The 18,846-nt window shown below is 62.1% G+C and carries 18 protein-coding genes and 1 tRNA gene; 11 read left to right on the forward strand and 8 right to left on the reverse strand.

Translation table 11 applies throughout. From position 1 onward, the window contains the following. The first annotated feature begins 92 nt into the window (after positions 1 to 92). The 7 genes from pstS (at position 93) to phoR (ending at position 6,965) form a co-directional block, all read left to right on the forward strand. Positions 93 to 1,124, forward strand: a complete 1,032-nt coding sequence (gene pstS, locus P0D84_RS05740) for a phosphate ABC transporter substrate-binding protein PstS (RefSeq protein ID WP_408333384.1) — start codon at positions 93 to 95, stop codon at positions 1,122 to 1,124. Between the two features lie 267 nt (positions 1,125 to 1,391). After that, positions 1,392 to 2,393 carry a phosphate ABC transporter permease PstC gene (gene pstC / locus P0D84_RS05745; RefSeq protein ID WP_408333387.1) on the forward strand — a complete coding sequence of 334 codons (1,002 nt, stop codon included), beginning with the start codon at positions 1,392 to 1,394 and terminating at the stop codon, positions 2,391 to 2,393. Next, positions 2,390 to 3,286: a phosphate ABC transporter permease PstA gene (gene pstA / locus P0D84_RS05750; protein WP_408333390.1), complete on the forward strand. Its 897-nt coding sequence runs from the start codon at positions 2,390 to 2,392 to the stop codon at positions 3,284 to 3,286. The genes pstC and pstA overlap by 4 nt, the downstream gene beginning before the upstream one ends. A gap of 17 nt (positions 3,287 to 3,303) precedes the next feature. Beyond that, positions 3,304 to 4,152 carry a phosphate ABC transporter ATP-binding protein PstB gene (gene pstB / locus P0D84_RS05755; protein ID WP_408333393.1) on the forward strand — a complete coding sequence of 283 codons (849 nt, stop codon included), beginning with the start codon at positions 3,304 to 3,306 and terminating at the stop codon, positions 4,150 to 4,152. Positions 4,153 to 4,183: 31 nt separating this feature from the next. Further along, a complete protein-coding gene (gene phoU, locus P0D84_RS05760) occupies positions 4,184 to 4,888 on the forward strand; it encodes a phosphate signaling complex protein PhoU (RefSeq protein WP_408333396.1) in 705 nt (234 codons plus the stop codon). 25 nt (positions 4,889 to 4,913) lie between these two features. Next, positions 4,914 to 5,615: a phosphate regulon transcriptional regulator PhoB gene (gene phoB, locus P0D84_RS05765; RefSeq protein ID WP_408333399.1), complete on the forward strand. Its 702-nt coding sequence runs from the start codon at positions 4,914 to 4,916 to the stop codon at positions 5,613 to 5,615. Between the two features lie 36 nt (positions 5,616 to 5,651). Continuing rightward, positions 5,652 to 6,965: a phosphate regulon sensor histidine kinase PhoR gene (gene phoR, locus P0D84_RS05770; RefSeq protein ID WP_408333402.1), complete on the forward strand. Its 1,314-nt coding sequence runs from the start codon at positions 5,652 to 5,654 to the stop codon at positions 6,963 to 6,965. 103 nt (positions 6,966 to 7,068) lie between these two features. Here the strand turns inward: phoR and ppk1 are convergent, their stop codons facing one another. Further along, on the reverse strand, positions 7,069 to 9,132 hold the full coding sequence (gene ppk1, locus P0D84_RS05775; protein ID WP_408339696.1) for a polyphosphate kinase 1: 2,064 nt from the start codon (positions 9,130 to 9,132) through the stop codon (positions 7,069 to 7,071). Positions 9,133 to 9,334: 202 nt separating this feature from the next. Between ppk1 and ppx the strand changes: the two genes are divergently transcribed. Further along, a complete protein-coding gene (gene ppx, locus P0D84_RS05780; protein WP_408333405.1) occupies positions 9,335 to 10,960 on the forward strand; it encodes an exopolyphosphatase in 1,626 nt (541 codons plus the stop codon). 162 nt (positions 10,961 to 11,122) lie between these two features. On the opposite strand, the gene P0D84_RS05785 is transcribed toward ppx, so the two are convergent. From P0D84_RS05785 to P0D84_RS05805, 5 genes are all read right to left on the reverse strand, one after another. Further along, positions 11,123 to 11,935 (reverse strand): GNAT family N-acetyltransferase, encoded by an 813-nt coding sequence (locus P0D84_RS05785; protein ID WP_408333408.1) that lies wholly within the window; start codon positions 11,933 to 11,935, stop codon positions 11,123 to 11,125. A 180-nt stretch (positions 11,936 to 12,115) separates the two neighbouring features. Continuing rightward, positions 12,116 to 12,574 carry a SixA phosphatase family protein gene (locus P0D84_RS05790; RefSeq protein ID WP_408333411.1) on the reverse strand — a complete coding sequence of 153 codons (459 nt, stop codon included), beginning with the start codon at positions 12,572 to 12,574 and terminating at the stop codon, positions 12,116 to 12,118. Between the two features lie 176 nt (positions 12,575 to 12,750). After that, a tRNA-Pro gene (locus tag P0D84_RS05795) sits at positions 12,751 to 12,827 on the reverse strand. A gap of 96 nt (positions 12,828 to 12,923) precedes the next feature. After that, complete coding sequence (locus P0D84_RS05800) at positions 12,924 to 13,082, reverse strand: DUF3309 family protein (RefSeq protein ID WP_007181032.1); 159 nt, start codon at positions 13,080 to 13,082, stop codon at positions 12,924 to 12,926. 540 nt (positions 13,083 to 13,622) lie between these two features. After that, the gene (locus tag P0D84_RS05805) at positions 13,623 to 13,796 is read right to left on the reverse strand and encodes a hypothetical protein (protein ID WP_408333414.1); all 174 of its coding nucleotides are present in this window, start codon (positions 13,794 to 13,796) and stop codon (positions 13,623 to 13,625) included. Positions 13,797 to 13,951: 155 nt separating this feature from the next. On the opposite strand from P0D84_RS05805, the gene P0D84_RS05810 reads away from it, so the two are divergent. After that, the gene (locus P0D84_RS05810) at positions 13,952 to 14,137 is read left to right on the forward strand and encodes a hypothetical protein (RefSeq protein WP_408333417.1); all 186 of its coding nucleotides are present in this window, start codon (positions 13,952 to 13,954) and stop codon (positions 14,135 to 14,137) included. A 43-nt stretch (positions 14,138 to 14,180) separates the two neighbouring features. Here P0D84_RS05810 and P0D84_RS05815 read toward each other — a convergent pair whose 3' ends face one another. Further along, a complete protein-coding gene (locus P0D84_RS05815) occupies positions 14,181 to 15,533 on the reverse strand; it encodes an MATE family efflux transporter (RefSeq protein ID WP_408339698.1) in 1,353 nt (450 codons plus the stop codon). Positions 15,534 to 15,781: 248 nt separating this feature from the next. Continuing rightward, positions 15,782 to 16,090: a DUF2288 domain-containing protein gene (locus P0D84_RS05820; protein ID WP_408333420.1), complete on the reverse strand. Its 309-nt coding sequence runs from the start codon at positions 16,088 to 16,090 to the stop codon at positions 15,782 to 15,784. 108 nt (positions 16,091 to 16,198) lie between these two features. On the opposite strand from P0D84_RS05820, the gene P0D84_RS05825 reads away from it, so the two are divergent. Both P0D84_RS05825 and P0D84_RS05830 read left to right on the forward strand, forming a co-directional pair. Continuing rightward, positions 16,199 to 16,933 (forward strand): pentapeptide repeat-containing protein, encoded by a 735-nt coding sequence (locus tag P0D84_RS05825; protein ID WP_408333423.1) that lies wholly within the window; start codon positions 16,199 to 16,201, stop codon positions 16,931 to 16,933. Positions 16,934 to 17,072: 139 nt separating this feature from the next. After that, on the forward strand, positions 17,073 to 18,752 hold the full coding sequence (locus P0D84_RS05830; protein ID WP_408331403.1) for an IS1634 family transposase: 1,680 nt from the start codon (positions 17,073 to 17,075) through the stop codon (positions 18,750 to 18,752). Positions 18,753 to 18,846 lie beyond the last annotated feature (94 nt).

Genomic DNA, 18,846 nt, shown 5'->3' on the forward strand with positions numbered 1-18,846 from the left:
TTCACGGTTAGTCACGTTACTGTCACAAAGAGACCCTAAGCTTCGCGGTGTTCATGTTATTCGCTCACACCGCTCACACCCTTGGAGGTCTCATGAAATTGATGCAAACCGTGTTCGCTGGCGTCGCTGGCGCGCTTTTCGCGATCGCAGCGCAAGCCGCAGACATCACCGGCGCGGGCAGCACCTTCGCAGCACCGATCTACACGAAGTGGGCTGACGCCTACCAGAAGTCGGGTGGCGGCAAGGTCAACTATCAAGGTATCGGCTCGTCGGGCGGTATCAAGCAGATCGAAGCGAAGACGGTTGATTTCGCAGGCTCGGACGCTCCGCTGAAGGACGATGAACTCGCGAAGGCAGGCTTGTTCCAGTTCCCGACAGTGGTCGGCGGCGTGGTTCCGGCTATCAACGTGCCGGGCGTGAAGGCTGGTGAATTGACGCTGTCGGGCGAAGTGCTCGGCGACATCTACCTGGGCAAGATCAAGAAGTGGAACGATCCGGCGATCGTTGCACTGAACCCGAAGGTCAAGCTGCCGGATACCGACATCGCCGTGGTTCGCCGCGCTGACGGTTCGGGCACCACCTTCATCTGGACGAACTACCTGTCGAAGGTCAACGCCGACTGGAAGTCGAAGGTCGGTGAAGGCGCAACGGTCAACTGGCCGACGGGCACGGGCGGCAAGGGCAACGACGGTGTCGCAGCCTTCGTGCAGCGTCTGCCGGGCGCAATCGGTTACGTGGAATGGGCGTATGCGAAGCAGAACCACATGACGTACGTCGGCATGAAGAACGCGACGGGTGCAGTGGTCGAGCCGAAGACGGAAACGTTCAAGGCAGCGGCGGCGGGCGCGGACTGGTCGAAGTCGTTCTATCAGATCCTGACGAACGAGCCGGGCAAGGACGCATGGCCGATCGTCGGCGCAACCTTCGTGTTGCTGCACACTACGCAGGAAAAGGCGCCGCAAGGCACGGAAACGCTGAAGTTCTTCGACTGGGCGTTCAAGAACGGCACTCAGGCTGCAAACGATCTGGACTACATCTCGTTGCCGGATTCGGTGACGGCGGAAATCCGCACGCAGTGGAAGTCGAAGGTGAAGGACGCAGCGGGCAAGGCTATCGCTGACTAAGTGTTACGCTGATAAGCAAGCATCTCGCAACACGTTGGCCGTGCTCATTCGAGGACGGCCAACGGCTTTACCAAGGTACGATCCAGGCAACACCAAGGCAACACCAAGGCAACACCAAGGCAACACCAAGGCAACACCAAGGCAACACCAAGGCAACACCAAGGCAACACCAAGGCAACACCCAGATACTATCCCGGCATTAGCCCAGCATCGTCCGCCGCATGACAAGTGTCATACGGCAACTGGAAACAGGTCCATCAGGCTCTCATGTCCGATATCCAATTAGCCTCTGGCGCGGCGAGGTCGACACCGCCCGGCAGCGCGTCGCAGCAAAAAGCACCCAGCCGCGCCGGCGACGTCATCTTCGGCGGTCTCGCACGTCTCGCCGCCATCATCACGCTGTTGCTGCTCGGCGGCATCATCGTTTCGCTGATCGTCGCTTCCATGCCGTCGATCAAGCAGTTCGGCTTCGCGTTTCTGTGGACCGCCGACTGGGATCCACCCAGCAAACAATTCGGCGCACTGGTGCCGATTTACGGCACGATCGCGACCTCGCTCATTGCCCTCATCATCGCGGTGCCCGTCAGCTTCGGCATCGCGCTGTTCCTGACCGAACTCGCGCCCGCGTGGCTGCGTCGGCCGCTGGGCATCGCCATTGAACTGCTCGCCGCGATTCCGTCGATTGTCTACGGCATGTGGGGTTTGCTGGTCTTCGCGCCGATCTTTGCGACATGGTTCGAAAAGCCGCTGGGCACGGTGCTCGGCGGCATTCCGTTTGTCGGCGCGTTGTTCCAGGGCGCGCCCATCGGCATCGGCATTCTGTGCGCGGGCGTGATTCTCGCGATCATGATCATTCCGTATATCGCCGCAGTGATGCGCGACGTGTTCGAAGTCACGCCGGTCCTCCTGAAGGAATCGGCGTACGGCATCGGCTGCACGACGTGGGAAGTGATGTGGAAGATCGTGCTGCCCTTTACGAAGAGCGGCGTGATCGGCGGCGTGATGCTTGGCCTCGGCCGGGCACTCGGTGAAACGATGGCGGTGACCTTCGTGATCGGCAACACCAATCTGCTCGATAACGTCTCGCTGTTTTCGCCGGGCAACAGTATTACCTCGGCGCTGGCCAACGAATTCGCGGAAGCCGACCCAGGCCTGCATACGTCGGCGCTCATGGAGCTCGGTTTGATTCTGTTCGTGATTACCTTCATCGTGCTGGCAATTTCGAAATTCATGCTGCTTCGTCTCGAGAAAGGGGAGGGCGCGAAATGAGCCAGTCCAGCTTGGGTATGCCGGGTTCGCACGACGCCGCTACGCTCGAAAGGATGCGCGTGCGTCTGCAAGGCCGCCGTCGCATGAAGAACGCCGTCGCGCTGACGATGTCGCTCGCGGCCATGGCGTTTGGTTTGCTGTGGCTCGTGTGGATTCTCTATACGACGCTGCGTCTGGGCATCGGCGGTTTGTCGGTCGACCTGTTCACGCAATCCACGCCGCCGCCGAACACCGATGGCGGCGGTCTCGCCAACGCGATCGTCGGCAGTGCGATGCTGGTCGGGCTCGCTACTTTCATCGGCACGCCGATCGGCATTCTGGCCGGTGTGTATCTGGCCGAGTATGGTCAGAAGGGCTGGCTTGCGAGTCTCACGCGTTTCATCAACGACATCCTGTTGTCGGCGCCGTCAATCGTGGTCGGTCTGTTCGTCTACGCTCTGGTCGTCGCGAAGATGGGTCGCTTCAGCGGCTGGGCCGGCGTGTTCGCGCTGGCGCTGCTGCAGATTCCGATCGTGATTCGCACCACTGAAAACATGCTGAAGCTGGTGCCGAATGCGCTGCGCGAAGCGGCGTTCGCACTCGGCACGCCGAAGTGGAAGATGGTGCTGTCGATCACGCTGAAGGCGTCGATCGCGGGCATTATCACCGGCGTGCTACTCGGCGTCGCGCGGATTGCCGGCGAAACCGCGCCGCTCCTGTTCACGGCGCTGTCGAATCAGTTCTTCTCGATGGACATGAACCAGCCGGTTGCGAACCTGCCGGTCACGATCTACAAGTTCGCGATGAGCCCGTTTGCGCAGTGGCAATCGCTCGCGTGGGCCGGCGTCTTCCTGATCACGCTCGCGGTGCTGGGATTGAACATCCTCGCGCGCACGATCTTTTCGAATAAGTAAGGGCGGAGTGTAATCCGATGAATATGGCAGAAACTCAACTCAATCCGATCGCGCGTCCGACGGCGCCCGCCGGCTTCGATCCCGCCCAGAGCGGCCAGGCGCCTTCGCCGTCGCGCCCGAAGATCGAGGTCAACGACCTGAACTTCTTCTACGGCAAGTATCACGCGCTGAAGAACATCAATCTGCAGATTCCCGAAGGCCAGGTGACCGCGTTCATCGGCCCGTCGGGTTGCGGCAAGTCCACGCTGCTGCGTACGTTCAACAAGATGTACGCGCTCTATCCGGAACAACGCGCCGAAGGCGAGATCCTGATGGACGGCGAAAACCTGCTGACCTCCAAGCGCGATATTTCGCTGCTGCGCGCGCGGATCGGCATGGTGTTCCAGAAGCCGACGCCGTTTCCGATGTCGATCTACGACAACATCGCGTTCGGCGTGAAGATGTTCGAAACGCTGCCGCGCTCGGAAATGGACGACCGCGTGGAATGGGCATTGACCAAGGCCGCGTTGTGGAACGAAGTGAAAGACAAGCTGGGCCAGAGCGGCTACGGTTTGTCCGGCGGCCAGCAGCAGCGCCTGTGTATCGCGCGCGGTATCGCGATCCGTCCCGAAGTGTTGCTGCTCGATGAACCGTGTTCCGCACTCGACCCGATTTCGACGGGCCGTATCGAGGAACTGATCGCCGAATTGAAGAGCGATTACACGGTGGTGATCGTCACCCACAACATGCAACAGGCGGCCCGCTGTTCGGACTACACTGCCTATATGTACCTTGGCGAGCTGATCGAGTTCGGCGACACCGAAAAGATCTTCATCAAGCCGGTCCGCAAGGAAACCGAGGACTACATCACAGGCCGCTTCGGCTAAGCCGTCGACGAGCAAAAAAAGGGAGTACGACATGTCCGATAAACACCTGTCCAGCCAGTTCGACGCCGATCTGAATCTCGTTTCGTCGAAGGTCCTCGAAATGGGCGGCCTCGTCGAATCGCAGATCGTCAACGCGATGCAGGCACTCAACGAATTCAACCTCGACATCTGCGAACAGGTGATCGCGGCGGAAGAGCGCCTGAACAAGATGGAAATCGACATCGACGAAGAGTGCAGCAACATCATCGCGCGCCGTCAGCCGGCCGCGCGTGACCTGCGCCTTCTGATCGCAATTTCGAAAACGATTACGAATCTCGAACGCGCCGGCGACGAAGCCGAAAAAATCGCCAAGCGCACCAAGCGTCTGATGGAAGACGGCGCCTCGCGCACCATCAATATCGCCGAGATCAAATTGTCGGGCGAAATGGCGGTGTCGATTCTGCGCCGCGCGCTGGATGCATTTGCGCGTCTCGACACGGTCGCCGCCGCGCAGATCGTGCGCGACGATAAAGCGATCGACGAAGAATTCCGCGCCTTCGTGCGCAAGCTGATTTCGTACATGACTGAAGATCCGCGTTCGATCTCGGTGGGCCTCGATTTCCTGTTCATCGCCAAGGCGATCGAGCGGATCGGCGATCACGCGAAGAACATCGCCGAATTCATCATTTACATCGTGAAGGGCACCGACGTGCGACACAAGTCGCGCGACGCGCTCGAACGCGAAGCACTCAGTTAATCTGTTAAAAGGATCAGAGGTGCCGATGCCCAGCAGCATTCTCGTCATTGAAGATGAGCCCGCCATTTCCGAACTGATTTCGGTCAATCTTCAACATGCCGGTCACTGTCCGATTCGCGCGTACAACGCGGAACAGGCGCAGAACCTGATCAGCGATGTCTTGCCCGATCTCGTTCTGCTCGACTGGATGTTGCCGGGCAAGTCGGGCGTCGCGTTCGCCCGCGATTTGCGCAACAACGAACGCACCAAGCATATTCCGATCATCATGCTGACCGCGCGTGGCGATGAACAGGACAAGGTGCTCGGCCTCGAAATCGGTGCGGATGACTACGTCACCAAGCCGTTTTCGCCGAAAGAACTGATGGCGCGCATCAAGGCGGTGTTGCGCCGCCGCGCGCCGCAGTTGACCGAAGACCTGGTCGCGATCAACGGTCTGAAGCTCGATCCGGCAACGCACCGCGTCGCCGCGCACGCCGAAGGCAGCGAAATCAAGCTCGATCTCGGCCCGACCGAATTCCGTCTGCTGCATTTCTTCATGACGCACCCGGAGCGCGTGCATAGCCGCACGCAACTGCTCGATCAGGTGTGGGGCGATCACGTGTTCGTCGAAGAGCGCACGGTGGACGTGCACATCAAGCGTCTGCGCGCGGCACTGAAGCCGGCTGGGTGCGATGCTATGATTGAGACGGTACGCGGCAGCGGCTACCGGCTCGCGAAGAGCGCCTGACTTTCCGGTAGCACTTTTCTCGTCGATTGCTAGAACATGAACATCATCTGGGCGCGCTCCATCGTGTCGGTCGTGCTGCTGGCTGTTCTGTGCGTGGTGGTCGGCGCACTTGTGAACGTCAAGGCAGGGCTCGTCCTCGCGATCGTTTTACTGCTCGCGCAGAGCCTCTTCAGCACCTTTCACAAGCAGCGCTTGTGGCGCTTGCTCGACGCGCCGGTCTACGGCGAAGTGCCGAGCGCCCCCGGCATCTGGGGCGAAATCTACTACCGTTTGCATAAGCTTGCGAAGCGCTGGCATGCGCAGGTGCGTCAGGTCGAGCAGCAGCATTCGCGCTTCATCCAGGCGATCCAGGCGTCCCCCAACGGCGTGGCGATGCTCGACGATCACGATCAGATCGAGTGGTGCAACGCGATCTCCGAACTCCATTTCGGGCTGGATGCGAAACGCGATTTGCGCCAGCACATCACGCATCTGGTGCGGCAACCGGATTTCGTGCGTTATCTGAATTCGCATCGCTACCAGGAGATGCTGATCATGCGCGGGATGGGCGAAAAGCGCCAGAACGTGCTGTCGGTGCAGGTGTTTCCGTACGGCGAGAACCGCAAGCTGGTGCTGTCGCAAGACATCACCGAGCTGGAGCGTACCGACGCGATGCGGCGCGACTTTGTCGCCAACGTGTCGCATGAACTGAAAACACCGCTCACCGTGCTCTCCGGTTTCCTCGAAACAATGCGAGAACTGCCGCTGAGCGAAGCCGAGCGCGGGCGCTACCTCGAACTGATGGAGCAACAGTCCTCGCGGATGCGTCATATCGTCGACGACCTGCTGGTGCTCGCGAAGCTCGAAGGCGACAACAGGCCAGCGAGCGATCAGATGATCGATATGCGCGCGGTGTTGCGCCATTTGCAGGACGACGCGCAAAGCCTCTCGAGCGACCATCACACGATCGTGTTCGACGCCGACGAAGGGCTCACCGTCACCGGTGTGGAAACGGAGATACTCAGCGCGCTTGGCAACCTCGTGACCAATGCGATCCGCTATACGCCGGACGGCGGCGCGATCCGCGTGAGCTGGCAGGCGAACGGCGGCAGTGCGGTGTTCTCCGTCACGGATAGCGGCCTGGGGATTCCGGCGGCGGATATTCCGCGTCTGACTGAGCGCTTCTATCGCGTCGACCGCAGCCGCTCTCGCGATACGGGCGGCACGGGCCTCGGCCTCGCCATCGTCAAGCACGTGCTGCAACGGCATGATGCGCAGCTCGACGTGAAGAGCGAAGAGGGGCGCGGCAGCACGTTCACCGTGCGCTTCCCGGTGTATCGCACGGCGCGTCGGCAGCCGGCTCCGGTTTGAAATAGTGGCCTGAAAAAAACCCGCCTGGCGCAAAACCAAGGCGGGTTTTTTTATGCACGCAGCCGGTTCAGCGGCGCGCAAACGCACTCACGCACTCACGCACTCACGAACAGAATTTCCCCAGCAGGCTCATCTGCGCATTGCGCGAGGATTTGCCCGGCCGCCGGCGCCGGTAGTGGCCGTCGCTTTGCATCAGCCACGCGGACTGGTTGTCGCCGAGAAACGCCGACAGGCCTTCGGCGATCACACGCCGCTTGAGGCGCCGGTTGTTGATTGGAAACGCCACTTCGACGCGGCGGAAGAAGTTGCGGTCCATCCAGTCGGCGCTCGACAGATACACCCGTTCCTTGCCGCCGTCGTAGAAGTAGAAGATGCGATGGTGTTCGAGAAAGCGCCCGACAATCGAACGCACGGTGATGTTCTCCGACAGGCCCGGCACGCCCGGTTGCAAGGAACACACGCCACGCACGATCAGATCGATCTTCACGCCGGCCTGTGATGCTTCGTACAACTCGGCGATCACGGTCGGCTCGAGGAGCGCGTTCATCTTCGCGACGATGCGCGCTTTCTTGCCGGCGCGTGCGTGTTCCGCTTCAGCGCGAATCGCTTCGACCAGTTTCGGGTGCAGCGTGAACGGCGATTGCCACAACTCATGCAGCCTCAGTTCACCGCCAATGCCGGTCAGTTGCTGGAACACGTGGTGCACGTCTTCGCAGATTTTCTCTTCCGCAGTCATCAGGCCGAAATCGGTATAAAGACGTGCGGTGCGCGGATGATAGTTGCCGGTACCGAGGTGGACGTAGCGCTTCATTCGGGTCTTGCCGCCGGACGAGACACGCCGCACGATCAGCATCATCTTTGCGTGGCATTTGTGGCCGACCACGCCGTACACGACGTGCGCGCCCACCGCCTCCAGCTGCGAGGCCCAGCTAATGTTGGTTTCTTCGTCGAAGCGCGCGAGCAGTTCGACCACCACCGTCACTTCCTTGCCGTTGCGCGCGGCTTGCATGAGCGCATCCATCAGGGGCGAATCGGTGCCGGTGCGATAGATGGTCTGCTTGATCGCCACCACGTTCGGATCTTTCGCCGCTTGCAACAGCAGTTCGAGCACCGGCTGAAAGCTCTCATACGGGTGATGCAGCAGCACGTCGCCCTGGTCGATCACATCGAACATGTTCACGCTGTTGGCGATCTGCTGCGGAATCGCCGGAATATGCGGCACGAATTTCAAGTCGGGCCGGTCCACCATCTCCGGCAATTGCATCAGCCGCACGAGATTGACGGGGCCGTCGGCGAAATAGCAATCCTTGGTGGAGAGGCCGCTTTCGTCGAGGAGGCGCCGCACGACATGCGTAGGCGTTTCCGCCGACACTTCGAGCCGCACCGCATTGCCCAGATGCCGCGCCGGCAGTTCGCCCTGTAACGCGACCCGCAGGTTGGTGATTTCGTCTTCGTCGACGAACAGTTCGCTATTGCGCGTGATGCGAAACTGGTTGCAGGTGCGCACCACCAGATTCGGAAACAGCTCGCCGACAAAGCGCTGCAGCAACGAGCTCAGCAGCACGAAGCCATGCGGATAGCCCGACAGCTCTTCCGGCATGCGCACGAGCCGCGGCAATGCACGCGGCGCCTGCACGATGCCCATCATCGCCTGGCGGCCGAACGCATCCTTGCCTTCGAGTTCGACGACGAAATTCAGACTCTTGTTGAGCACGCGCGGAAACGGGTGAGCCGGATCGAGGCCGATCGGCGTGAGCACCGGCAGCAGTTCGTCGAAGAAGTAGTTGCGCGCCCATTCGGTCTGCGCTTCGTTCCACGCTTCCGTGCCGTGAAAATAGATGCCTTCTGCTTCGAGCGCGGTGAGCACCGTGTCGTGCAGCATGGTGTACTGCCGATGCACGAGCCGCTGCGCGCGCTCGACCACGAGGTCGTACACGTGCTGCAGCGACATGCCGTCCGGCGACAGCGCACCGGGGTTGTCGCGCATCTGTTCCTGCAATCCGGCCATGCGGACCTCGAAGAATTCGTCGAGGTTGCTACTGGTGATGCAGATGAAGCGCAGGCGTTCGAGCAAAGGGACGGCCGGGTCGGCAGCTTGTGCCAACACACGCTCGTTGAAACCCAGAATGCCCAGCTCGCGATTCAATAAGGGGTAGCGGATGGACATCGGCAGCGAGAATGGAATGTCAGGAGGGGAGACGGAAAGACGCTCGGAAATTCTCACAGTATGATGATGTTGTTATGACATTCTCGAAGTTATAAATTCTACGCCGTATTCGTTGCGTGTCGTCATTATGACGCAGTGCATATGGGACCATAGGGCAACCCCATTACTGCGAGGCGACATCGTGAGCTCCGGTACGCTTAGAATGGCGTCTTTGAACAGCGCGGCCGGCCATAAGGCGCCCAGGGCACCGAGTGGACAACCGGCACCTTCCGCGTCCAACGCCGCCGCGCTAGCGCGCATGGAGTCCGCATACTCGATGGTTACTACCCCGCAACTCCTTGCTGCCGTCGACCTCGGCTCGAACAGCTTCCGGCTGATCGTAGGCCGGGTCGAGGAAACCGACGCGGGCAGCCAGATCTATCAGGTCGACGCATTGCGCGAGCCGGTGCGCCTTGCCGCCGGTCTGTCGCGCGACAAGATGCTCGACCGCGCCTCGCAGGTGCGCGGCTGGGATGCGCTCAAGCGCTTCGGCGAGCGGTTGCGCGACTTTCATCCCGATCACGTTCGGGCGGTTGCCACGAATACACTGCGCATCGCCAAGAATGCCAACGAGTTTCTCGGCGAGGCGCAAGCCGCGCTTGGCTTCCCGATCGAAGTGATCGCCGGGCGCGAAGAAGCGCGCCTGATTTACGCCGGCGCAGCACACTCCGTGCCCGCTAGCGCGGGCAAGCGCCTCGTGGTGGATATCGGGGGCGGTTCGACGGAATTCATCATTGGTTCGCACTACACGCCGATCAAGATGGAGAGCCTGTATATCGGCTGCGTGAGCCATAGCCGCGCCTTCTTCCCGGCGGGTAATGTCGACGAATACACCATGCGGCAGGCCGAACTCGCCGCGGGCCGCGAAATTCAGATCATTTCCGCCGAGTACAAGAAAACCGGTTGGGAGCAGGCGATCGGCTCCTCGGGCACCGCACGCGCGCTCGCCGAACTGGTCGAGGCAAACGGCTTCAACGACCCGGGTGTCACGCACGGCATCTCGCGCGGCGGGCTGGAGCGCCTCAAGCGCGCGCTGATCAAGGCGGAGAACGTCAATCGCCTGAAGCTGGTCGCGTTGAAGGGCGATCGCATTCCGGTGCTGGCCGGCGGCCTGTCGATCATGATCGCGGTGTTCGACGAACTTGGCGTCGATTACGTCGATACGACCGACGGCGCGCTGCGCCTCGGCGTGCTGTACGACTTGCTGGGCCGGTCGCAGCACGAGGACATGCGCACCGTGACGGTGGAAGGCTTCATGCGGCGTTACGGCGTGGATCGCGCGCAGGCCGGGCGTATCGGCGAACTCGCGGTGCGCTTTTACGACCAGTTTGTCGAACCGGACGAGGAGCGCCGCGTCGAGAACCGCATGTTCCTCGGCTGGGCCGCGGCCTTGCATGAAATCGGACTGTCGATTTCGCACAGCGCATATCACAAGCATTCGGCCTATATCGCGAGCAATGCCGACATGCCGGGCTTTTCGCGTACCGACCAGGCGCGGCTCGCCGCGCTGGTGCTCGGCCACGCGGGGAAACTCGGCAAGCTGTCGCAAACGCGCGAGGTGGAGTGGCCGCTGTTGTTCTGTCTGCGGCTCGCGGCATTGCTATGCCGCCGACGTGCCGATGTCGGCTTGCCCGACATCGCGGTTGCGCAGGTCAATGGCGGGTATGAAGTGCGTTTGCCGAACGAGTGGGTGACTAACAATCCGCTGACCGATTACAGCCTGATCCAGGAGGCTGCGGAGTGGGAGAAGGTTGGCATCCCGTATCGCGTGGTTTACACCGACGATTGAGACTGATGCGTTGTGCCGTGCCCCGCATGGACGCAATCGAAAGCCGCCGCGCGATCGGCGCGGCAAATGAAAAAGCCCGACGGAGATGAACCGCCGGGCTTTTTTTATCCGCATCAGTCGTCGACTCAAGTCGACTGAATGGAGCGGGTATTTGCGCGCCGTTCAGCGCGGCGACGCTTCGCCGAGGAAGTGCCGCGCGTAACGCGCGTTGATGTCCGACAGGCGCAGCAGCGTCAGAAAGTCCGCCGTGTTGAAATCGGGGTCCCAAGCCGGCGCGCCGCAAATCTTCGCACCAAGACGCAGATAGCCTTTCACCAGCGGCGGCGGCGCGACGTCGGCACCGTTCTGCAATTCTTCGACGGGCAGTGGCGTGTGCGGAAACGCGCGATATTCCGGCGCCGTCAATGCGTTGTCGCGCAGCGCGCAGTACAGATTTGCCGCGTAGTGGCCACCGTCGACCATCGCGACGCTCGCGCAGCCGAGCATCGTCTCGTAGCCGTTGTGCTTCATGTACGCGGCGAGCCCGGCCCACAGCGACATGATCACCGCGCCGCTACGGTAGTCCGGGTGCACGCACGAACGGCCCACCTCGACCATCTTCGCGCGCAGGTGCGTGAGACGCGACACGTCGAATTCGCTTTCCGCATACAGACGTCCGATACGGACTGCCTGATGCGGCGGCAGCGCGCGGTACGTGCCGACCACCTTCAGCGTGTCGAGATCGCGCACCAGCAGGTGATCGCAGTATGAGTCGAACGAATCCACGTCGAGGCCGGCTGGACCCGTCAGACGCGCGCCCATTTCATCGGCGAATACACGGTAGCGCAGACGCTGGGCTTCGCGCAGTTCCTCGTCGGTACGGGCCCACGTGACTTGCAGCCGATGCTGGGCGGTGACCGTCTCTTCGGCGCGCGGCAGCCGCCGCGTCTCGAAGAGCGAAGCCAGGGGCAGGGTGGGCGTCGGCAGTTCTCGCATGTGGCGTCCTGGTCGAAAAAAGGGAGATTTCTTTTTTCGCCAATGTAGTAACGCCTGATGACGCTCGCATGGCAAAGCCATGACGATTGGATGACTGCCCGTAAGCTGCGTGCGTGCGGCTTGTAATGTCGTGAGCCGCGCGCGCCGTGTGTTGTTTCCGTGCGACCGGCACAGGGTAGATCAGATCAGATCGGGGCTCATCGCCGCGCGCAGCACGGCCTGGTCCTCGCCGTCGCGTTCACGGCTTTCGATCCACCATAGGCCGGCTTTCTTCAGCGGCCAACTCGCATTGCTGTTGCCGAGGAGGCGTGCCGCAACGTGGCCGAGCGTCGGTTGATGGCCGACGATCACGACCGTCGGCGCAATGCCTTTAGGCCAGCCGGCGGCCTTCAGCACATCGTCCGCGCTGGCGTTGGGCGCGAGTTCGCGCACCACGCGATACTGGTCGCTCAAGGTTTCGGCGGTCTGGATGGTGCGCACGGCGGGACTCGCGAGGACCACCGCATCGTCGGGCAGGCGGGTGCGCAGCCACTTGGCGACGTTTTGCGCCTGTTTGCGGCCACGCGTGGTGAGCGCGCGGGCGAGATCGCTGGCGGCGAAATCTTCCGCTTCGGCGTGACGCCAGAGGATCAGATCCATGCGTGCCTCCTTGACTCTGGTTGCGGCGTAGACAACTGCGCCCGGGTTTCGATCACTGTCGCATGGGCGCTCGTGAGGACGCAAGGCTGAGCAGAGCCGTTCGCATGAACTCATGACGCCCGAAAAGCAAAAACCCGCGAAGCCGAAGGCGACGCGGGTTTCATATTGCTTTTTCGTGGTCGGAGCGAAAGGATTCGAACCTTCGACCCTCTGATCCCAAATCAGATGCGCTACCAGGCTGCGCTACGCTCCGACGAATCCGAGATTCTACGTGGCATTGGGTGCCAGAGTCAACTACGAATTGCGTCGGGCTGGAAAAAGGGCCTCGGAAGGGTCTCGGAGGCGCGGCTTATATGCGTCCCATCAGCAGCAGCACGATCACGATGATCAGGACGACGCCAAGCACCCCGGTCGGCCGATAGCCCCAGCCGCTGCTGTATGGCCAACTCGGCAACGCGCCGATCAACAGTAGGATGAGCACGATAAGCAGAATGGTTCCGATGGTCATTTGAGTTCTCCCTGTCTGGCCCTCGGAAGTGCTCGGGCCGCGTAGTCTGTTGGTTCGGCGCCTGCGCGCCGGGACGAGGGACGCGCATCGCTACGCCTCCTTGCAGGATGCTCTTCAGCAAGGCATGTGCCTGCGAGGATTGCGGCGGGTGAGGCAGGGTGGACGTGCTGCAGGGTGGATGCGCTGCAGGGTGGATGCGCTGCAGGGTGGAAGTGCGTAAGGGAGGAAGTGCGTAAGGGAGGAAGTGCGTAAGGGAGGATGCGCGTAAGGGAGGATGCGCGTAAGGGAGGATGCGCGTAAGGGAGGAAGTGCGTAAGGGAGGAAGTGCGTAAGGGAGGAAGCGCGCAGGGAGGAAGCGCGCAGGGAGGAAGCGCGCAAAAAAGGAAGCGCAGATGACGAAGTACGGCGGGTGGGCGAGTGGCGTGCGGCAGGCCGTGTACGACAGGCGCGTACGCAGCGGACACGAATGCGTTGCGCGTCAGCGGGCGCTCGCGCTTGCCTGCTGTGCGCAAGCGCGCGAGCAGCAGCCGGTTGATTCCCTCAATGCCGGCGACGCATCCAGTGCGGCATATGCTGGTGTGTGAGCCAGTGATGCAGCATGCCTTCGCCGTCGTGTTCGCGCCGATAAGTTCTCGATTCGAAAATCGACAGCGCGAGCAGCACGAGCAGACCTATTGCGAGTCCGACCAGACCTGCAATCGATTCAGCGTCCATGGCAGTCTCCTATGACACGTAGCTGTGTCTTTATAGTAGATCACGCGTAACAAAATGGCAGCAGGGAGACTGCGAGGCGCGAGTTCGTCGAAGGCGAATTGCGGGTAGACTTTCGGCGCTTCGTCGCCGTTATTGTCATTTTGTCTCGAGAGTCTATGAACCGCGTTTTGTTGATTGCATTGATGCTGGCCGCCGGACTCGGCGGCTGTGCCAACGACCCTTCCGGGCCTCATGGCGGCACGCCGCCCAAAGATCCCGCCGACTACCACGGTGTACCCACCGACGACCGGCCGCCCGCCATGGTGCCTGTCGTGCCTCGAGGGCAGACAGGGGCAAAATGAAAGCGACGTTCCGGCGCGGGCACGCCGGGCGCCTAAGCAAAGCCTAAGCGCCCGCGCCCGCCATGCCGCGCACGACGCCCGGCAAAAAGCGCGCAAGCGTGACGCCGCGGGCGGCCATGAAGATCAGCATCGCGGCCCACAAGCCGTGATTGCCATACAGCGTCAGCAAGGCCCACGAGGCCGCCACGAACACCGCAAACGACACCACCATCGACATCATCAGCTCACGCGTGCGAGTCGCGCCGATGAACACGCCGTCGAGCAGAAAGCCCCACACGGAGATCACCGGCGAAAGCGCGGCCCAAGGCAGATAGGTCTCGGCCGTGGCGCGCACCGCGGCCTGATCGGTCAGACGTTCGATGATCCATGAGCCCGCGCCCCAGTACACCAGCGAGAAACCCAGCGCGCCGAGCGCCGACCACAGCGCCGTCACCTTGATGGCCTGCGCGAAAGCGTGCCGGTTGCGCGCGCCGATCGCCGCGCCGACCAGCGCTTCGGCAGCGTGCGCGAAGCCGTCGAGTCCGTAGGCCATGAAGGTCTGAAAATTGAGCAGCAGCGCGTTGGCGGCGAGCGTGGCGTCACCTTGTCTCGCGCCAAGATGCGCGAACCAGCCGAACGACGACAGCAGACAGAGCGTGCGCACGAAGATATCGCGATTCAGTACCACCAGCCGCTTGAGCGCGGACGCGTCGAAGAGGGCGGTGCGGTTCAGCGCAGGCAAGCCGCGTGGCCGGCCGTGCCACAACAGCGCGGCGCCGAGTACGAAGCCGAGCGCGTCGGCCGTCGCCGTGGCCGCGCCGATACCAGCCACGCCCCAATCGAAAACGTACACATACGACAGCACCGCCGCGATGTTCACGCTGTTGATGAACACTTGCGAAAGCAGGGCGAGCCGCACCTGCTGCGTGCCCAGCAGCCAGCCGAGCACCACGTAATTGCCGAGCGCGAGCGGCGCGGCCCAGATGCGCGCGTGGCAGTAGACCTGCGCGTGGCGCTGCACCGCGTCGCTGCCGCCGATCGCGCGCAACGCGTAACCGATCAGCGGCCCTTGCAGCAGAAGCACCGCGGCGCCGATCGCCGCCGCGAGCAACAGCGCGCGCACGACGTTGTTGCGCAACCCGGCATGGTCGCCCGCGCCGTGCGCTTGCGCGACGAGGCCCGTGGTGCCCATGCGCAGGAAGCCGAAGCCCCAGAACACGAAGTTGAAGAACAGCCCGCCGAGCGCAACGCCGCCGAGATAGGAGGCACCGTCCAGATGGCCGGCGACGGCGGTGTCGACCGCGCCGAGAATCGGCTGTGTGAGATTGGCGAGGACGATTGGAAACGCTAGCGTCAACACCCGGCGGTGCCAGCGCACCGGGACGGCGGGCGCCGTCGCGGCCGCGCCGCTCTCCAGGAAGCGCTGCTTCGGGCCGTCCCCCAAGAGACCGTCCTTCGGCGTGGCCTCCAGGCGGATTTCTTTCGGGGCATCCCCCAGGGAGCCTTGCCTCCGGGCTTCCTCCAGGGAGACCTCCTTCGGGGCATCCCCCAAAAAGACTTCCTTCGGGGCTTCCCCCAACGGGATATCCTTCGGCCCATCCCCTAACGGAAACTCCTTCGGGGCGCCCCCAGAGATGACCTCCTTCGGGGCGGGCGCGCGGTCGCTCAATTGCGTTCCTGCACGCACACCCATGGCGAGACGACCACCGCCCACAGATCCGGATCGCGCACGGCGAAATCGGCGGCGGTTTCCGCCTGCACACGTTCGACGAGGCCAGCAGCCAGCCATTGCGTGACCTGCGTGGTGTCGTCGCTGGCAATGGCTTCGGCGACGCTCACCAGATCGATATCGCGCGCGACGCGCAGCAACATGCCGCGCGCGAAAAAGCGTTCGAGTTCGCTCCAGCCGATTTTGGCGGTTTCGGCGAGCAGCTTGGCGTACAGCGGGCTATGAGTGGCGTCGTTGGAAGTCATCGTAAGCGGGTTCTGACGGGGCCGTTACTATAAACCATCGGCGTGGAGCGCCAGGGCGGAGCGCGTTCCGGTACGCTTAGGATCTTTCGAAATTGATTCTGAACCTTCATGTCACTGGATTCAACGGCGCCGGATTCGGGCGCGCAATCTCACGTGCTGACCGGTGCGACACTCACGCGTACTGACGTCGAGCGTCTCATCGCCGCAAACCTCGCCCAGGACAAAGAGCCGCTCCATTTCATCGACTGCGATTTCGAAGGCGCCGATCTGTCGCGACTCGATTTGCGCGGCGCTGAGTTTCATCGTTGCGCGATCGTCGAGACCTCGTTTTTCGGCGCAATGCTGTCGCACACCTGCTGGGTCCGTTGCCGTGGCCGCGAGGCGGATTTCGCGTCGGCCGATCTGGTCGACGCGGCGTTCCAGTCGAGCGATCTGAACAACACCAGTTGGCGGCGCGCCAAGCTTGCGTCAGCGTCGTTTCACAGCTGCAAGCTGACCGGCGCGAACTTCGAGCATGTCGCTGCGCTGGGCCTGAGTTTCGTTGAGACGTTGCTGGTGGGCGCGCATTTGCGCGGCCTGTCGTTTCGCAAGGCCATGCTGCAGCAACTCGATTTCTCCGACGCCGATCTGGCCGGGGTCGATTTCCGCGAGGCGATCTTCAGCGGCGGCAGTCTGAAGGATGCCCATCTGAAGGGCGCGCGCTTCGATGGAGCGGACTTGCGGGAAGCAGACCTGAGCGGCGTGCGGCTTGTCGATGCGGCGCTGTTCAAAGGCGCGACGATTTCCCATCAGCAGGCGGCGGTGCTCGTGACTGAACTCGGTCACCCGAGTTCGACAGCTTAAACCGATTTTCGGGGCAGTTTGCGGGCAAAGGCGCTGACAAATCAAACACTTGATGCGCGGACCTTGAATAACTCTGTAGTGGCACGCCGATACCACAATACAGCTTGAAACAAGCCATATTCGTGACTACAGTTGTGGCATGTTTATCAAAGTCACGTCTTCGGGTCCACGCCAGTACGTCCAGCTCATGGAATCCTTTCGCGATGAGCTGGGTGTGTCGCGTCAGCGCGTGATTGCTACCTTGGGACGACTGGAGAGCGTACAGGCCGGCGGTAACGATGCACTGATCAACGGGTTGCTGCGTGCGGCGGGCAAACCGACGCTCAATGAGGGCACCGGCGAGGCCGCCTTTACGTCGGGCCTGTCGGTTGGCGACACCTGGATGCTCACGGCGCTGTGGGAAGAACTGGGCTTTGCCGATGCGTTCCGTCGCGTGCTGCGACCGCATCACCAGTTCGACGCCGAGCGCCTGCTGCGCGTGATGGTGTTCAACCGGCTGTGCGATCCGGAATCGAAGCTGGGCATCACGCGATGGCTCGAAGCGACCATGGTGCCGGACGTTGCACCTGAGACGGTCACGCATCAACGGCTGCTGCGCACCATGGATACGCTGGTCGAGTGCGCCGATGCACTGGAGGAGGTGTCTGCCGCGCTGCTGCGCCCGCTGATCGACCAGGAACTCTCGATCGTGTTCTACGACCTGACGACGATCCGTACCGAAGGCCACTCGGAAATGGCAGGCGAGATCCGTCAGTACGGGCTTGCGAAGGAAGGGGACATCGCGCGCCAGGTGATGCTCGGCGTCGTGCAGACCGCCGACGGCCTGCCGATCCATCACGAAGTGTTTGCCGGCAACGCGGCAGAGACGCACACGCTCGTGCCAACGATCACCAAGGTGCTGGCGCGCTATCCGGTTCGCCGCGTCGTGCTGGTGGCCGATCGCGGCCTGCTGTCGCTGGATAACCTGGAAGCGATCCAGTCCATCAAGGTCCATGACCAGCCACTGGAATTCATCCTGGCCGTCGCGGCGCGACGCTATAGCGATTTCGACGAACTGCTCGCCAGCTTCCATAACGACACCTGCCTGAAGGCCAGCACCGAAGTCATCGGAGAATTCAAGTGGCAGGGTCACCGGCTGATCGTCGCGCACCGGCCGGACTTCGCCGCAGAAATGGGTGCCCGGCGCGATAAGCATATTGCCGAACTTGAACGGGACGCAGCGCGCTGGGCCGACAAGCTCGATGGACAGGACGGCGGGCGCAAGCACAAGGGCCGCAAGCTCTCCGACAGCGGTGCCAAGGCGCGTCTTTATCAGGCAGTCTGCGAAGCGAAGCTCGCATCGATCGTCAGGGTTGATCTGAAATCGGACCTGTTCACCTACGACATCGATGAGCGTGCACTGACCCGCGCCCGCATGATGGACGGCAAGCTGATCCTCGTGACCAACGTGCCGGAGCTCACCCCGATCGACGTCGTGAAGCGCTACAAGTCGCTGGCTGACATCGAGCGGGGCTTCCGCGTACTGAAGTCCGAAATCGAGATCGGCCCGGTGTTCCATCGCCTGCCCGACCGGATTCGCGCACACGCGATGATCTGCTTTCTGGCGCTCGTGCTGTATCGCGTGATGCGCATGCGTCTGAAGGCCCGCGACAAAGCCTGCTCGCCCGAGCGTGCGCTGGAAATCGTCCGGCGCATCCAGTTTCATCAGGTCGTCCTTCATCGGCGCCAAAGCGCAACCGGCCTGTCCACACTGACTCCTGAACAGAAGGAACTCTTCGATGCCCTAAACCTGCCGATACCGACAATCCGTAGCTTGTAGTGGCAAATTTGCACCCCCGGGTTCAGCAAAATCAATCACTTACACGAAAATCTGTCGAACTCGGGCGGTCTGCGAGTCATGTGATCGATGTCTT

It is taken from the genome of Paraburkholderia sp. RL17-337-BIB-A, from assembly GCF_046025895.1.
GTDB classification, from domain to species: Bacteria; Pseudomonadota; Gammaproteobacteria; order Burkholderiales; family Burkholderiaceae; genus Paraburkholderia; species Paraburkholderia fungorum_C.

What these genes read in the sequence shown, in the direction of transcription:
- pstS (WP_408333384.1), top strand. Translation starts at nt 93, where the DNA reads ATGAAATTGATGCAAACCGTGTTCGCTGGCGTCGCTGGCGCGCTTTTC.
- pstC (WP_408333387.1), top strand. Translation starts at nt 1,392, where the DNA reads ATGTCCGATATCCAATTAGCCTCTGGCGCGGCGAGGTCGACACCGCCC.
- pstA (WP_408333390.1), top strand. Translation starts at nt 2,390, where the DNA reads ATGAGCCAGTCCAGCTTGGGTATGCCGGGTTCGCACGACGCCGCTACG.
- pstB (WP_408333393.1), top strand. Translation starts at nt 3,304, where the DNA reads ATGAATATGGCAGAAACTCAACTCAATCCGATCGCGCGTCCGACGGCG.
- phoU (WP_408333396.1), top strand. Translation starts at nt 4,184, where the DNA reads ATGTCCGATAAACACCTGTCCAGCCAGTTCGACGCCGATCTGAATCTC.
- phoB (WP_408333399.1), top strand. Translation starts at nt 4,914, where the DNA reads ATGCCCAGCAGCATTCTCGTCATTGAAGATGAGCCCGCCATTTCCGAA.
- phoR (WP_408333402.1), top strand. Translation starts at nt 5,652, where the DNA reads ATGAACATCATCTGGGCGCGCTCCATCGTGTCGGTCGTGCTGCTGGCT.
- ppk1 (WP_408339696.1), bottom strand. Translation starts at nt 9,132, where the DNA reads ATGTCCATCCGCTACCCCTTATTGAATCGCGAGCTGGGCATTCTGGGT.
- ppx (WP_408333405.1), top strand. Translation starts at nt 9,335, where the DNA reads ATGGCGTCTTTGAACAGCGCGGCCGGCCATAAGGCGCCCAGGGCACCG.
- P0D84_RS05785 (WP_408333408.1), bottom strand. Translation starts at nt 11,935, where the DNA reads ATGCGAGAACTGCCGACGCCCACCCTGCCCCTGGCTTCGCTCTTCGAG.
- P0D84_RS05790 (WP_408333411.1), bottom strand. Translation starts at nt 12,574, where the DNA reads ATGGATCTGATCCTCTGGCGTCACGCCGAAGCGGAAGATTTCGCCGCC.
- P0D84_RS05800 (WP_007181032.1), bottom strand. Translation starts at nt 13,082, where the DNA reads ATGACCATCGGAACCATTCTGCTTATCGTGCTCATCCTACTGTTGATC.
- P0D84_RS05805 (WP_408333414.1), bottom strand. Translation starts at nt 13,796, where the DNA reads ATGGACGCTGAATCGATTGCAGGTCTGGTCGGACTCGCAATAGGTCTG.
- P0D84_RS05810 (WP_408333417.1), top strand. Translation starts at nt 13,952, where the DNA reads ATGAACCGCGTTTTGTTGATTGCATTGATGCTGGCCGCCGGACTCGGC.
- P0D84_RS05820 (WP_408333420.1), bottom strand. Translation starts at nt 16,090, where the DNA reads ATGACTTCCAACGACGCCACTCATAGCCCGCTGTACGCCAAGCTGCTC.
- P0D84_RS05825 (WP_408333423.1), top strand. Translation starts at nt 16,199, where the DNA reads ATGTCACTGGATTCAACGGCGCCGGATTCGGGCGCGCAATCTCACGTG.
- P0D84_RS05830 (WP_408331403.1), top strand. Translation starts at nt 17,073, where the DNA reads ATGTTTATCAAAGTCACGTCTTCGGGTCCACGCCAGTACGTCCAGCTC.